Source organism: Anaeromyxobacter soli (genome assembly GCF_022808855.1).
GTDB classification, from domain to species: domain Bacteria; phylum Myxococcota; class Myxococcia; order Myxococcales; family Anaeromyxobacteraceae; genus Anaeromyxobacter; species Anaeromyxobacter soli.
Window position 1 is genome coordinate 50,000 of record NZ_JAKZLF010000023.1, and the last position, 13,380, is coordinate 63,379.

11 protein-coding genes are annotated in these 13,380 nt (G+C 74.9%); 2 read left to right on the forward strand and 9 right to left on the reverse strand.

The window, feature by feature from the left end:
• Positions 1-4: 4 nt before the first annotated feature.
• The 8 genes from purE to MLV88_RS15830 all read right to left on the reverse strand — a co-directional run bounded on the left by purE (position 5) and on the right by MLV88_RS15830 (position 9,925).
• Positions 5-520 (reverse strand): 5-(carboxyamino)imidazole ribonucleotide mutase, encoded by a 516-nt coding sequence (gene purE, locus MLV88_RS15795; RefSeq protein ID WP_242337530.1) that lies wholly within the window; start codon positions 518-520, stop codon positions 5-7.
• Positions 517-1,779, reverse strand: coding sequence for a phosphoribosylamine--glycine ligase (gene purD, locus MLV88_RS15800; protein WP_242337532.1), 1,263 nt, complete (start codon positions 1,777-1,779; stop codon positions 517-519). Before purD ends, purE begins: the two co-directional genes overlap by 4 nt.
• Before the next feature lie 309 nt (positions 1,780-2,088).
• Complete coding sequence (gene purH / locus MLV88_RS15805) at positions 2,089-3,663, reverse strand: bifunctional phosphoribosylaminoimidazolecarboxamide formyltransferase/IMP cyclohydrolase (RefSeq protein ID WP_242337534.1); 1,575 nt, start codon at positions 3,661-3,663, stop codon at positions 2,089-2,091.
• A gap of 139 nt (positions 3,664-3,802) precedes the next feature.
• Entirely contained in the window at positions 3,803-4,396 is a 594-nt protein-coding gene (locus MLV88_RS15810) for a sigma factor-like helix-turn-helix DNA-binding protein (RefSeq protein ID WP_242337536.1), read from the reverse strand.
• A gap of 80 nt (positions 4,397-4,476) precedes the next feature.
• Positions 4,477-4,986, reverse strand: coding sequence for a MerR family transcriptional regulator (locus tag MLV88_RS15815; RefSeq protein WP_242337538.1), 510 nt, complete (start codon positions 4,984-4,986; stop codon positions 4,477-4,479).
• A gap of 272 nt (positions 4,987-5,258) precedes the next feature.
• Positions 5,259-7,025 (reverse strand): protein kinase domain-containing protein, encoded by a 1,767-nt coding sequence (locus MLV88_RS24645; protein WP_242337540.1) that lies wholly within the window; start codon positions 7,023-7,025, stop codon positions 5,259-5,261.
• A 97-nt stretch (positions 7,026-7,122) separates the two neighbouring features.
• On the reverse strand, positions 7,123-8,931 hold the full coding sequence (locus MLV88_RS15825; RefSeq protein WP_242337542.1) for a DUF4091 domain-containing protein: 1,809 nt from the start codon (positions 8,929-8,931) through the stop codon (positions 7,123-7,125).
• Between the two features lie 454 nt (positions 8,932-9,385).
• Positions 9,386-9,925 (reverse strand): hypothetical protein, encoded by a 540-nt coding sequence (locus MLV88_RS15830; protein WP_242337543.1) that lies wholly within the window; start codon positions 9,923-9,925, stop codon positions 9,386-9,388.
• Positions 9,926-10,302: 377 nt separating this feature from the next.
• Here MLV88_RS15830 and MLV88_RS15835 point away from each other — a divergent pair, with 377 nt between their 5' ends.
• Positions 10,303-12,054, forward strand: coding sequence for a TldD/PmbA family protein (locus MLV88_RS15835; protein WP_242337545.1), 1,752 nt, complete (start codon positions 10,303-10,305; stop codon positions 12,052-12,054).
• Positions 12,051-12,527, forward strand: a complete 477-nt coding sequence (locus tag MLV88_RS15840; protein ID WP_242337547.1) for a hypothetical protein — start codon at positions 12,051-12,053, stop codon at positions 12,525-12,527. Before MLV88_RS15835 ends, MLV88_RS15840 begins: the two co-directional genes overlap by 4 nt.
• Positions 12,528-12,529: 2 nt before the next feature.
• On the opposite strand, the gene MLV88_RS15845 is transcribed toward MLV88_RS15840, so the two are convergent.
• Positions 12,530-13,375, reverse strand: a complete 846-nt coding sequence (locus MLV88_RS15845; RefSeq protein ID WP_242337549.1) for a hypothetical protein — start codon at positions 13,373-13,375, stop codon at positions 12,530-12,532.
• Between the last annotated feature and the right edge of the window lie 5 nt (positions 13,376-13,380).

A 13,380-nucleotide genomic window follows, 5' to 3' on the forward strand; every position in this document is an offset into this window, starting at 1 on the left:
CCGGCTAGCCCTTCGGCGGCGCGAGCTTCGCCTGGAGGGCGGCGTCCTTCGCGAGGACCTCTTCGGCCATCTTGCGGCGCTGCGCCCGGACGCGCTCGGCGACCTCCGCGTCCGTGCGCGCGACGATGCGCGCCGCGAGGAGCCCGGCGTTCCGCGCCCCCGCCTTGCCGATGGCGAGCGTGCCGACGGGCACGCCCGCGGGCATCTGCGCGGTCGAGAGCAGCGCGTCGAGCCCCTTCAGATCGCTCGCCGCGAGCGGCACGCCGAGGACGGGGAGCTCGGTCTCCGCGGCGCAGACGCCGGCGAGGTGCGCGGCGGAGCCGGCGCCGCAGACGAGGACCTGGATGCCGCGGCCGGCGGCCTCGCGCGCGAGCTTGCCCGTGCGCTCCGGCGTGCGGTGCGCGGAGGAGACGTGGACCTCCGCCGGGATGCCCAGCTCGTCGAGCGCCTTCTTCGCCTCGGCCATGACCTCCCAGTCGGAGTCGGACCCCATGAGGATGAGTACCTTCGGCTCCATCACGCCCTCTTGCCGATGTCCCTGCGCAGCTGCATGCCGCGGAAGCGGATCCTGGCCGCCGCCTCATAAGCGCGGCGCGCGGCGTCGTCGAGGTCATCGCCGAGCGCGCACACCGTGAGCACGCGGCCGCCGGCGGTGACGATCCGTCCATCCCGGGCGCGCGCCGTCCCGGCGTGGAACACCTGCACGCCCTCCTCGAACGGGCCGGCGAGGCCGTCGATGGGATCCCCCGCGGCGGGCTTCGCCGGGTAGTGCTCCGCGGCGAGCACCACGCCGACTGCCGCCCGGCGGTCGAACTCGAGCGTCACGTTCGACAGGTCTCCCTCCGCCGCGCCGAGGAGCGCGGGGACGACGTCGCTCGTCATGCGCAGCAGGATGGGCTGCGTCTCCGGGTCGCCGAGCCGCGCGTTGAACTCCAGGACCCGCGGGCCGTCGGGCGTGAGCATGAGGCCCGCGTAGAGCGCGCCGCGGAACGGGCGGCCCCGGCGGGCGAGCTCGCGGACGGCGGGCAGGAGCACGTCCCGCTCGACCATCGCCGCCACCTCCGGCGTCACCGTGGGCGTCGGCGAGAACGCGCCCATGCCGCCCGTGTTCGGGCCGCGGTCGCCGTCGAAGATGCGCTTGTGGTCCTGCGCCGCGGCGAGCATGCGCACCCGCTCACCGTCCGTGAAGGCGATGCAGCTCGCCTCGGGCCCCTCGAGCCGGTCCTCGACCACGACGCGCGCGCCGGCGCCGCCGTGGACCTTCTGGACGAGCATCGCGCGGAGGGCCTCCTCCGCCTCGGGGAGCTCGCCGCACACCACGACGCCCTTGCCGGCGGCGAGCCCGTCCGCCTTCACGACCACCCGCCCACCGCGCGCGCGGGCGAAGGCGAGCGCGGGCTCGAGCGCGGTGAACGTGCCGTGGCCGGCGGTCGGGATCCCGGCCGCCTCCATGATCTCCTTCGCGAACGCCTTCGAGCCCTCGATCTCCGCGGCGGCCGCGCTCGGGCCGAACACCGGGATGCCCTCGCGCGCGATGCGGTCGGCGAGGCCGGCGACGAGCGGCGCCTCCGGGCCGATCACGACGAGGTCGATCTGGTTCTCGCGCGACCAGTGCGCGATGCCCTCGACGTCGGTCGCCTCGAGCGCCACGAGCGTCGCCACCTCGGCGATGCCGGGGTTGCCGGGGGCGGCGAACAGCTCGCGGACGAGGCGGCTCCGGGAGATCTTCCAGGCGAGGGCGTGCTCGCGCCCGCCCGATCCGACGACGAGTACGCGCATGGAGACCCGGGCTTATATCACGTCCCATCGGGCCACGGCGGGGGTCGGCGAGCCCTCCTCCACCCCGGCTCGGCGGCCTCCCTCCAGACCGGAAAGCCCCCCGGGAGGGCCTTTCCCGATGCGCCGGCCCGCCTCGCCAGGAGGCGTGCGAGCGCGAGGCCCGGCCGCGCCCCCGCCCTCGCCGTCACCCGCAGGAACGTGCCGCAGCGTCACATCGCAGGAACGTGCCGCAGCGTCACATCGCAGGAGTGCCGCGAGCGCCGCGCCAGCCCTGGCCGCAGCAGGGACGAGCCCGCGCGGGGAGCGCCCTCAGTGCCGGAAGTGCCGCATCCCCGTGGCGACCATCGCCACCCCGGCGGCGTCCGCCGCCTCGATCACCTCGGCGTCGCGGATCGAGCCGCCCGGCTGGATGATCGCGGTCGCGCCGGCCTTGATGATCTCCTCGACCCCGTCCTTGAACGGGAAGAACGCGTCCGAGCCGACCGCCGAGCCGGCGAGCTGGAGCTGCGCCTTCATGCGCGCGGTCTTCACCGACTCGACCCGGCTCGTCTGCCCACCGCCGATCCCGACCGTCCGGCGCTCCCGCGCGAACACGATCGCGTTCGACTTCACGTGCTTCACGACCTTCCACGCGAAGAGCAGATCCTGCCACTCCGCGTCGGTCGGCGCGCGCTTCGTCATCACCTTGCAGTCCTCGCGGCGGATCGCGCCCAGATCGCGGTCCATCACGAGCAGGCCGCCCGGGATCGAGCGGAGCTCGCGGAGCTCCTCCGGGCGGCGGGTCCAGCTCGCGCGCGGCGCGGCGAGGCGCGGCGCCTCGAGCAGCCGCAGGTTCTTCTTCGCGGCGAGCGCGGCGCGCGCCGCGGCGTCGTAGCCCGGCGCGATGACGCACTCGAGGAACAGGTCCGTGAGCTCCTTGGCGGCCGCGGCGTCCACCGGGCGGTTGAGCGCGACGATGCCGCCGAACGCGGAGACGGGATCGCACTCGCGCGCGCGGGCGAACGCCTCGGCGGGCGTCGCGCCGAGCGACACGCCGCACGGCGTGTTGTGCTTGATGACGACGCAGGCGACCTCGTCGTGCTCCTTGAGGGCGGCGAGCGAGGCCTCGAGATCGAGCAGGTTGTTGTAGCTGAGCTCCTTGCCCTGCAGCACCTTCGCGAACGAGACCGTCGGCTCGTCCGGCTCCCGGCCGGCGCGGTAGAACGCGCCCGCCTGGTGCGGGTTCTCGCCGTAGCGGAGATCCTGGGCCTTCGTGTAGACGGCGCCGAGCGTCGCGGGGAAGTGCGCCGGCGGCGCCTCCGGCGTCTCGCGCGCAGTGAGGTACTCGGAGATCGCGGCGTCGTACGCGGCGGTGTGCGCGAACGCCTTCTTCATGAGATCGAAGCGCGTCTGGCCGGAGAGGTCGCGCGAGGCCTCGAGCTCGGCCGCGACGCGCTCGTAGTCCGCGGGGTCCACGACGACGCCCACGTGCGCCGCGTTCTTCGCCGCGCTGCGGACCATGGTCGGCCCGCCGATGTCGATCTCCTCGACGCACTCCCAGAACGGCTTCCCCGCCGCGACCGCCTCGCGGAACGGGTAGAGGTTCACGACGACGAGGTCGATGGGCGGGATGTCCCGCGCCTTCACGTCCGCCTCGTCCGAGGCGAGCCCGCGGCGATAGAGGATCCCGCCGTGCACCCGCGGGTGGAGCGTCTTCACGCGGCCGCCCAGGATCTCGGGGGCCTGCGTGTAGTCGCCCACCGGGACCACCGGGATGCCCGCGTCTGCGAGCGCGCGCTGCGTGCCGCCGGTGGAGAGGATCTCGACCCCGAGCGCGGCGAGGCGCTTCGCGAACGGGACGAGGCCCGTCTTGTCGGAGACGGAGACGAGAGCGCGGCGGACCATTTTGAACACCTCCGGGAAGGGGTGCCCTTGTAGCCCGCGCCGCCGGAGGATTCAACGGGTGAGCGGCGGGGCCGCGCGCCGCACCCCCGCCGCCCGCCCGCCGCCGCTGCTGCCCGCCGGCGGCTGGCCGACCCGCGAATCAATCCAGGAGATCGTCCGCCCCGCAGCCGCCGGGCGAGCGCGGCTCGTCCTCGGCGATGGTCCGCAGCTTGGCGAGCCCCCGCGTCTCGACCTGACGGATGCGCTCGCGGGTCAGGTTCATGATCGACCCGACCTCCTCGAGCGTGATCCCGCCGCGGTCCGCGACGTCGAGCGCGCACGTCTCGTCGAGCTCCCAGACCTCGCGATCCGGGAAGTTCAGCTTGATCGACCCGGTGGCGGGGTTCACGTCCAGGTAGAGGTGGTGCTTGCAGGCGATGAACATGCAGGGGCGCGGACCGTTCGCGCACTCCGCCCGCGAGCGTGGCCGGCTCGCCTCGATCTCCCGCACCGTCGCCTCGAGCTCGGGATCGACGATCCCGAAGGCGCGCTGGCGCCGGAGCTCGCGCGCGATCTCCTTGCGCGACATCGTCTTCGACCGCCGGCGGCCGCGCTTGTCGTCGATGTCGCCTTCGAGGTCGAGGTCGCCGTCCTCCGGCGCGCCGCCCACCGGGCCCACCAGCAGCTCCTCCCCGTCCTCGCGCGCCTCGTCGCCGGCCTGGATCTGCGGCTCGCTCCGCTTCGCCTCGCTCATCCCCTGCCCTCCCTCTCCACCGTCCACCGCGGCCTGAGCGCCGCACCGTCCACCAGGCGCCGGGCCGGCGCCCACGATCGTCACGCCCCGGCGGCCTCCGCCGGGACGGTCGCGACCGCGCCTCCCACCTTCTCGAGCCTCCCGAGCGCGCTGCGCGCCTCGCGCTCCGCGCGGGAGAGCTCCTCCTCGAACTGCTTGCGGCGCGGGTGCGCCCGCGCCTTCTGCGACAGCTGCGCCACGAGCTCGTTGAGCCCCTTCTCGACGTCCTCGAGCTGGTTGCGAACCGTGACGAAGCTCCCGCGGATGTCCTCGACCGTGTAGCCCTCCGCCATCATCCGCTTGATGAGCGCGATCCGCCGCACGACCGAGACCGGGTAGAGCCCGGTCGACCCGGTGTGCTTGCCCTTCCGGCCGACGCGCCGGCTCCGGGGCAAGAGCCCCATCTGCACGTACTTCCGGAACGTCGAGGCGGAGAGCCGAGCGCCCTTCGACTCGAAGAGGCGCACCACCTCGCCGCTCGTGATTCCACCCGCACGCTCGCGCTCGACGCGGGCGATCTCTTCGGTGCGGAGGTACTCGGCTGGGTTCATGGATCGAAAATCTTCTTTTGGAAACTTGATTTGGAAGGTACTCCACTGAGTGGCAGAGGGTCAACCGAGACCGGTGGTCCCTGAGGGAGGGCGTCTTGTCGCAGGGTCAGCGGTGGCAGCGACCGCGCGTCACTGCGACCGGAGGCGGGCGATCCACCCGGGGTGCGCGGTGAGCGGGGACGGTCGCCGTCCGTCGAGGAACGGAGCGGCGATCAAAGGCGGGCTCGGATCGACCGGGGGCCGGGGCGATCGCGGCGGCAGCGCCGCCGGGCTCAGCGCGCGCCAGGCCGCGCGAGCACGACCGTTCGTCGGCCGGGCGTGATCGTGACCACTCGCACGTCCGCGCCCTTGGGATGGTCCACGCGGACCCGGTAGCGGCCCGCCGGCAGGCGAACGTCGAGCGGCGTCTCGCCGAGGCGCGCGCCGTTCACGTGGACCGTCCCCCACGGCACCGCGTTCACGCCGAGCACGCCCAGCCCCGACGACGCCGCGGGGAGGGCGAGGCCGTTGAGGCTCGGCGCGATCCGCAGCGCCTCGATCGCGGGGAGCGGCGAGAGCTGCAGCCCGCGCCCGCCCGGTGGCTCCGCCGCGGGCGCCGCGCGAGGCCCGGTCGGCTCCGCGGGCGGGGGCGCGTCTGACGCGACGCTCGCCTCGTGCGGCTCGTTCACGCCGGAAGGAGACGGCAGCCCGGAGGACCGGTCCGAGGGCGACGGGTGGGTGAGGGACGCGGGCGCCAGCGAGGCGCGAGCGGCGTCTCCGGGCGGAAGGGCCGCGGCAGCGCCCGCGCCGCGCGCGGGGTCCGAGGCCGCCGCGCGAACCGGCTGCAGCGCCACGGCCTCGCGCCTCGCTCCCCGCCGCAGGGCGAGGCCGGCAGCGAGCGCGAGGGCGACCGCGACCAGGGCGAGGACGAGCGCGCGCCGGGGCGTGCGACGGCGAGCCGACGGCGCGGCGGTGCGGGTGGCGGACTCCTCCCGCAGCTCGCCGCTCGGGACCGGGCGGGCGCTCGCCTCGGCCTCGAGGGTCGCCGCCGGCGGAGCGGACACCCGGGTCGCCCCACCCACCGGCTCCGCCGCGACGGGCACCGGCCTCACGCGCGTGCGCTCCGGCGCGGGCGCGGGGGCGGGCCCCTCCGGCCAGAGCGCCTGCATGAGCGCGCGCAGATCCACGTCCGCGGGCGAGCGCGTGATCCGCAGGAGCACGCGGGCGAGCGACTCCGCCAGCCCCTCCGCCGACGCCGTCCGCCGCTCCACGTCGCGCTCGAGGGCGCCCAGGACGACGGCGTCGAGCTCGGGCGGCACCTCCTCGTTCCACGCCGACGGCGGGGAGACGACCGCCTCGCCGAGCACCGCGCCGAAGGTCGCCGCCTCGGAGTCGCGCGCGAAGAGCCGGCGACCCGCGCAGAGCTCCCACAGCACGACCCCGAGCGCGAACACGTCCGCCCTCGCGTCCACGGGCTCGCCGCGCGCCTGCTCCGGCGCCATGTACGCGAGCTTGCCCTTGAGCGTTCCCGGCGCGGTGAGCCCCGCCCGGCCCATCGCGCGGGCGATGCCGAAGTCCGCGAGCTTCACCTCGCCCTCGAACGACACGAGCACGTTGTGCGGGGAGACGTCGCGGTGGACGAGGCCGAGCGGGCGGCCGCCGTCCCCGAGGCGGTGGGCGTAGGCGAGCCCCTTCGCGACCTCGGCGGCGACGTGGACCGCGCGCGGGAGCCCGAGCCGGACGCCGCGCTCGCGCGCCCGCTCCACGACGCGGCCGAGGTGGTGCCCGCGCACGAGCTCCATCGCGATGTAGTACCGGCCGTCGATCTGGTCGAACTCGAAGACCTGGACGACGTTCGCGTGGCCGAGGCGCGAGGCGAGCCGCGCCTCCTCGATGAACATGCGGACGAAGGCGCCCTCGGCCTCGTGCTCGCCGCGCACGAGCTTCAGCGCGACCTCCTTCACCACGCCGGCCGCGAGGGTGACCTCCGCGCGCCACACGTCCGCCATGCCGCCGGAGGCGAGCGGCTCGACGAGCCGGTACTTTCCGAACGCGCGCACGCGCGCCGGATTCTACGACCGCCGGACTGTGACGGAAAGGAAAGGGCGCGGCCGGACGGACCGGCCGCGCCCCTCTGCGCACACGTGACGGTGGGTACTACCTGCCCCGGCGGCGCCGCCGTGCCCAGGCCACGAGCGAAGGCAGCGAGAGGAGCGCGCCCGCGCCGAACCCGCCCGAGGAGCCGCAGCCGCCGCCCTGCACGAGCGGGAAGCTCGGCATGCCCGGCACGCCCCCCACCGAGGCGAGCTTCTTCCCCTGCACCGCGAGGATCTGCATCGCGAGCGCCTCGCGCGCCGCCATCACCCGCTGCGGGTCGACCTCGGTCTGCGAGGCGGAGGGGAAGAGGTCGCGCGCGATCTTGCGCGCGGCGTCGCCCTGGCCCGCGTCGGCGAGGAGCTTCAGGTACTCGTAGTCCTCCATGCCCTCGCGGATCATCTTGAGCCGGATCGAGGCGACGGGGATCTGGGTCGAGCCGCCGATCCGATCGGGCCGGCCGGGGTAGAAGAGCGTCCCGTCGCCGTTGCCGGAGAAGTCCCACTGGTTCGACCACGCGTCGTGGGTGAACGCGAACGCCGTCTCCCAGTACAGCTCGCCGGTCGCGCCCTCGAGGAAGGAGATCCACTCCATGGCGCGGTTCCGCACGGCGGACGCGTCGATCATGTAGGAGGGCCAGCCGGTGGTGTACTCGTCCCACTCCGACGGGCTGCCCATGTTCACCGTGCCGCCGCAGCCGTGGCTCATGCAGCTCTGGTAGAGCCAGAGCTCCTTGGCCTTCGACTGCGCGAGGAAGCCGTCGTACTTGGAGCGGTTGTCGCCGGGGTGCTCGCCGGTCGGCTTGTCGTCCATCCAGTTGATGACCGGCACCATGATGTCGATGTCGCTCGACACGCCGTGCGCGTCGGAGTCCCAGATCTGCGTCGTCACGAGCGTCTTGAACTCGGGGTCGGCGTCATGGACGGCCTGCGTGCGGGTGGGGATGTCGTCCCAGCTGCAGGTGAGGGGCGGCTCGTCGCAGGTGTAGTCGAAGAGGCGATCCATCCAGCCCTTCGCGCGGAAGTGCTCCGCCCAGCGGCGGTGCTCGTCGACGGAGGTCTGGTTGCCGACGTACTTCACGGTCGTGAGCTTCGCGCCGGGGAGGCGCGTCTGCGCCGTGCCGTCCACGAGCGCCGCGTAGTACTGGTCGAAGTGGTCGAAGTCGCCGTGGTGGCCGTCGTCGGCGACGCCCGAGAGCGAGATGCGGTGGTCGAGGCCGAGCGCGGCGTAGCGCGCGCGGATGGCGGCGTCGTCCTCGGGCGACACGCCGTGGCCGCCGGGGATGAGGCCGTACGACAGGCCGAAGTGCGTCTTGAGCGACGCCGTCGACGGCAGCTCGAAGTCCCAGGCCGTGAGCATCACGGGGATCTGCGCCTCGCCGGCGTCGGAGGTCACCGTCACCTTCCCGAAGTAGCTGCCGGGCTTCGCGTCGCGCGGTACCCGCACCTCGACCCAGATCGCCCGGCTCTCGCCCTCGGCGACGTCGAAGGGGAACGCGTTGCGCTTCTCGCCCACGACGTCGTCGACGTCGGGCACGAGCGCGTCCGGCCACCGGCCGGTGCCGCCGTCGAGGGCAGACGGCGTCTGCACGTCGATCGCGTCCTCGCGGTAGAGCTTCACGTCGTCGACGGTGCCGGGCCCCTGGAGGCTCGTGGCGCTCGCGGACACGCCGCGCGCCGGACCGGTCACCACCACCTGGAATGCCTCGAACTCGTTGCGGGCCGCCGCGATGCGCGCCTCGGTGCTCGGGCGCGGCTTTGCGTCGGGCCGGATCTTCTCCGTCGCAGGGGCCACCCACACGTCCGCCGCGGAGGCGAACATCGGGGCGATCGAGAGGGCGGCGGCGAAGAGGACGGCTCGGCGGGAAGTCATCGGGTGGGGCTCCTTTCCCGTTCGGGTTTGCGAACGAGGAACGGAGGCCCAAGCGAGCGAATTTCTCGCCCCCCGGTGAGCAGAGGTGCCGTGGAGAGGGTGAAGCTCGGCCGCGCACCCACGCCATCCGACGCCCGGCGCCAGGGTGAGCCGATTCGTACAGCGAGCTCGCCTGCTCGCGATCGGGGCTGGGGTTACTGGAAGATCCGCGCCGGCTCGGCGCCCCGGCGCGGGCGTGGGCTACGCCCTGCTCGCACGCCCGTCGTACGGGCGGCGCCCAGGCTGTGGCCAATTTGGGGATAGGCGCGGCGGGATGGGCGCGCGGCGGTCACGCGCGGCCGCGTGCCGGCGACGCACGGACGGCCAAAACGGCTCGCGCCGCACGGCGTGAGCCGCGCGGCGCGAGGGTGGGCGGCGGGAACCGCCCGATCAGGCTCTGCCCCGACCTCGGCTGCTACTCACCGCCGTGGGGCGCGGCGGGGAACGCCGGCAGCGGCGGAGGCCGCGCGGCCTGCCGCGCGCGCGCCGAGGGCAGCGGCGGAGGCCGCTGGAGGGCGGGCGCCGGCCGGGCCACCGGGCTGGCCGACGGCGCGCGCTCCAGGAGCTCGACCCGCGCGCGGACGCGATCCAGGCGCTCGAGCGACGCCGCGAGCGCCTCGTCGAGCCACTCGTCGACCGCGCGGCGCTCGTCCGCCGCGATGATTCGCCCCGAGGCGCGGAGCGTGTCCCAGACGGCGCGGTGCAGGAGCTTGAACTCCCGCGCGACGCGCGCCCCCTGGGCGCCCGAGCGGACGAGCACTGCGCAGCGCTGCAGCCCGTCCTCCATGGAGCGCGCGCGGGACGGCGGGGCGTCGCCCCGGAGGGCGAGCGCCATCTCCCGCAGCAGCGGCCCCACCGCGAACCCGATCGCCGGCTCTCCGCCGAGCTCGTGCTCGACCGTCCCCCGCCAAGCCGACGCGATCTCGCCCCGCTGTTCCTCGATCAGAAGTCCCACCGCCACCGCTCTCACGCCCCGCCTCCCCGTCCGCCTTCAGGACCCCGCGCCCGGCACCCCGGACCCACCGAAACGAGATAGCAACGGTCTTGCCAGCGCGCGCCTCCCCCCCGGCGACGCGCCGGCCGCGAGCTCGGCGAGCGGAGGGAGAAACGGATTTCCCAACCGGTGAACAGGGCGGGGCACGAGCGGCACCGCGCGGCTCCGCTCGCGCGCGTCTGCACGCTTCGCGGGACTCCGGAGCCGTGCACCGCCAGGCGAACGCACGCGCGGTGGGGGACGGGGCGAAAGCTCGCCCGGCCGGCCGCCGAGCCGCGGCCGCCCCGGAGGACGATCCGAGCCCGCGCCGCCCGGGGCCCCGTGCTAAGTCACGGGCGATGCTCGCCGCCGCCCTCGCCGCCGCCCTCGCGGTCGCCGCCGCACCCGCCCCCCCTCACCCGCCCGCGCAGGCGGTCGCCGACGAGCGGCTGGCCATCCTCGGCGCCATGCAGGCGGAGCTCTCCCGCTCGATGGAGCGGCTGCGGATCGAGGGCTACGACGCGCCGTACTTCATCGGCTACCAGGTGACGGACGTGGCGCGCCACCAGATCAGCGCGCGCTTCGGAGCGCTCTTCGAGGACGACGCGCGTCGCGACCGCAACCTGTTCGTCGATCTGCGCGTCGGCTCTTACGAGCTCGACTCGTCCGCGCCGGACGAGGGGCCGTTCCTCGTCATGGGCGAGGGGCCGAGCTGGTACGCGCCGAAGGAGGCGCCGCTCGACGGCGACACCACGGCGCTGCGCAACGCGCTGTGGCTCGCGACCGACGAGAAGCTCAAGGAGGCGCTGTCGTCGTACTTCAAGAAGCGCTCGCGCCAGGTGTACCGGCAGGACGATCCCGCGCGCGCCCCGAGCTTCACGCGCGAGGCGGCCTCGCGCCACGTCGACGCTCCCCTGCCCTTCCCCCTCGACCGCGAGCGCTGGAAGGCGCTCGCGCGCGAGGCCACGGCGCGCTTCCGGGCGCACCCCGCGATCTTCGACGCCTCCCTCCGGATCACCGCGGAGAGGCAGGTCCGCTGGTTCGCCTCGAGCGAGGGGTCCGCCCTCGTCACGGAGCGGACGCTCTACCTCGTCCACCTGCAGGCGGTGACCCGCGCGCCGGACGGCCAGCTCCTCGAGGACGGGCGCGACTTCTACGCGCGCACGGAGGCCGCGCTCCCATCGGAGGGCGAGGTCCGGGAGGCCGTCGACGCCGTCGCCGCGGAGCTCGAGGCCCTGCGCAAGGCGCCGGCCATCGATCCGTACACCGGGCCCGCGATCCTCGAGCCCGAGGCGGCGGGCGTGCTCTTCCACGAGGTGGTCGGACACCGGCTGGAGGGTGAGCGCGTCGACGACGACAAGGAGGGTCAGACGTTCAAGGGGCAGGTGGGGCAGCAGATCCTCCCCGCCTTCCTCTCGATCGTGGACGACCCGACGCTGGAGAGCGCCGCCGGCACGGCGCTCAACGGCAGCTACGCGTTCGACGATCAGGGCGTCGCCGCGCAGCGCACGGTGCTCGTGAAGGACGGCCGGCTCGTGACCTACCTGCTCTCGCGAAAGCCGGTGCGCCCGTTCGAGCGCTCGAACGGCCACGGCCGCAGCCAGGGCGGGCGGAGCCCCACCGCGCGGATGGCGAACCTCGTCGTCGAGTCGCGGCGGACGGTGTCGCACGACGAGCTGAAGCGCCTGCTCATGAAGGAGGCCCGCCGCCAGGGGAAGCCCTACGGGCTCGTCATCCGCGACGTCACGGGAGGCGACACGAACACGATGTCCTACGGTTACCAGGCGTTCAAGGGGACCCCGCGGCTCGTCTACCGGGTGGACGCGAGGACCGGCGAGGAGGTGCTCGTGCGCGGCGTGGAGCTCGTCGGGACGCCGCTCACCAGCGTGAACAAGGTGATGGCGACGACACGCGAGGTGAAGGTGTTCAACGGCTACTGCGGCGCGGAGAGCGGCTACGTGCCGGTGTCGACCGTGGCCCCTGCCGCGCTCGTCGGCGAGATCGAGCTGCAGCGGGTGGCCCGCGCGAGCGAGCGGAGCCCGATCCTGCCCGCGCCTTGGTCCGAGGCCCCCTCGGGCGCCTCCCCGCGCAGTCCGGGGGTGGCGCCGTGAGCCTGCCCCTCCCCGTCCCCACGCTCGACTCCGTCCTCCTCCAGCCGCGCCGCGGCGCCCTCGACGCGTTCCTCCGCGCGGGCTGGACGCCCTACGCGACGCCCATCGGGCTCGACGCCGAGCGGCGCCGCCTCCTCAACATCGATCTCTCCGAGCCGGACGTCTGCTTCCGGAAGGACGGCGAGCTCGCCGCCGTCGCCCACCTCGAGGCGGATCGCGAGGGGCTCGTGACGCTCATGGAGGTCGTCGGCGCCGAGCCGGCGGACCCGGTGCGTGTGTCCCTCGCGCTGCTGGGCGCCGAGGCCGGCCCGCCCCGCAGCGGCGGGGGCGCCGAGGCGCGCGAGTGGGTGTGGGGCCCCGAGTCGGGCGCGGCCCTCCAGGTGGCCGGCGAGCCGGTGCGGCTCTGGCTCTGCGCGGAGCGCGCCTACGGCGACAGGCTGTGGCTGGTCGCGAGCGTCGTGCGCCGGGCCTGAGCTCAGCGCTCGAAGCCGCGCCACGCGACGTAGCGCCGGAACTCCGCCTCGAACGCCTCGGGCTCGAGGCCGACGGCGGCGCGGAAGGCGGACGCGAACGAGAGCCCCGCGCCCATCCCGTCGAGCACGGCCCGCACGCGCGCGTCGCCGTAGCGCGCGACGAGGAATCCGAACGCGTGGTGCGCGGCGCCGTAGACGAGCTCCGCCTGGCGGAGGTACAGCGCCTCCGACTCGGAGAGCGGATCCGGGCCGCCAGCGCCCCCTGCCGCGGAGGGCGCCGCGCCGTCGTAGAAGCGCGCGAGGTCCGCGAGAGCCGCGTGGCGCCGCTCCTGCCCCGCCGCGACGCTCGCGAGCCCCTCGGTGAACCAGCGCGGGATGCCCTTGTAGAGCCAGGTCTGCGCGTCGCCCGCGCGCTGCCACATCGCGCAGTGGGCGAGCTCGTGCGCGAGGAGCTCGGCGACCCGGCCGCGGCGCGCGCCGACGAGCCCGCCGAGCCCTCCCCACGTGCGCGGGGACTGCAGCTCGATCGTGGCGTAGCGCGCCCAGGCCCTCAGCCAGGGGTAGCCCGGCCGCGACGCGGCGCGCTCGAGCGCCGCGTGGCTGGGGTGGAGGGTGATGGTCACCGGGACGGCGAGCGCCCCGAAGCGCTGCGCGCGCGGCGCCGCGAGGGCGAGCGCGTCCGCGACGCGCCGGGCCTCGCCGGCGTCCTCCGGGCCGAACACGATGCGGAAGCGCGCCCCGCCGGCGGAGACGTCGAGGGCGCGCTCGGCGCCGGCCCCGTCGCGGGGCGCGCGCGGAGCGCACGCGGCGAGGAGCGCGAGCGCGGCGGCGAGCGCGACGCGGGGCACGCCCT

Bases quoted from the DNA above. Each gene is read 5' to 3' on its own strand.
- purD (WP_242337532.1), bottom strand. From the start codon at position 1,779: ATGCGCGTACTCGTCGTCGGATCGGGCGGGCGCGAGCACGCCCTCGCC.
- MLV88_RS15815 (WP_242337538.1), bottom strand. From the start codon at position 4,986: ATGAACCCAGCCGAGTACCTCCGCACCGAAGAGATCGCCCGCGTCGAG.
- MLV88_RS15810 (WP_242337536.1), bottom strand. From the start codon at position 4,396: ATGAGCGAGGCGAAGCGGAGCGAGCCGCAGATCCAGGCCGGCGACGAG.
- MLV88_RS15835 (WP_242337545.1), top strand. From the start codon at position 10,303: ATGCTCGCCGCCGCCCTCGCCGCCGCCCTCGCGGTCGCCGCCGCACCC.
- MLV88_RS15825 (WP_242337542.1), bottom strand. From the start codon at position 8,931: ATGACTTCCCGCCGAGCCGTCCTCTTCGCCGCCGCCCTCTCGATCGCC.
- purH (WP_242337534.1), bottom strand. From the start codon at position 3,663: ATGGTCCGCCGCGCTCTCGTCTCCGTCTCCGACAAGACGGGCCTCGTC.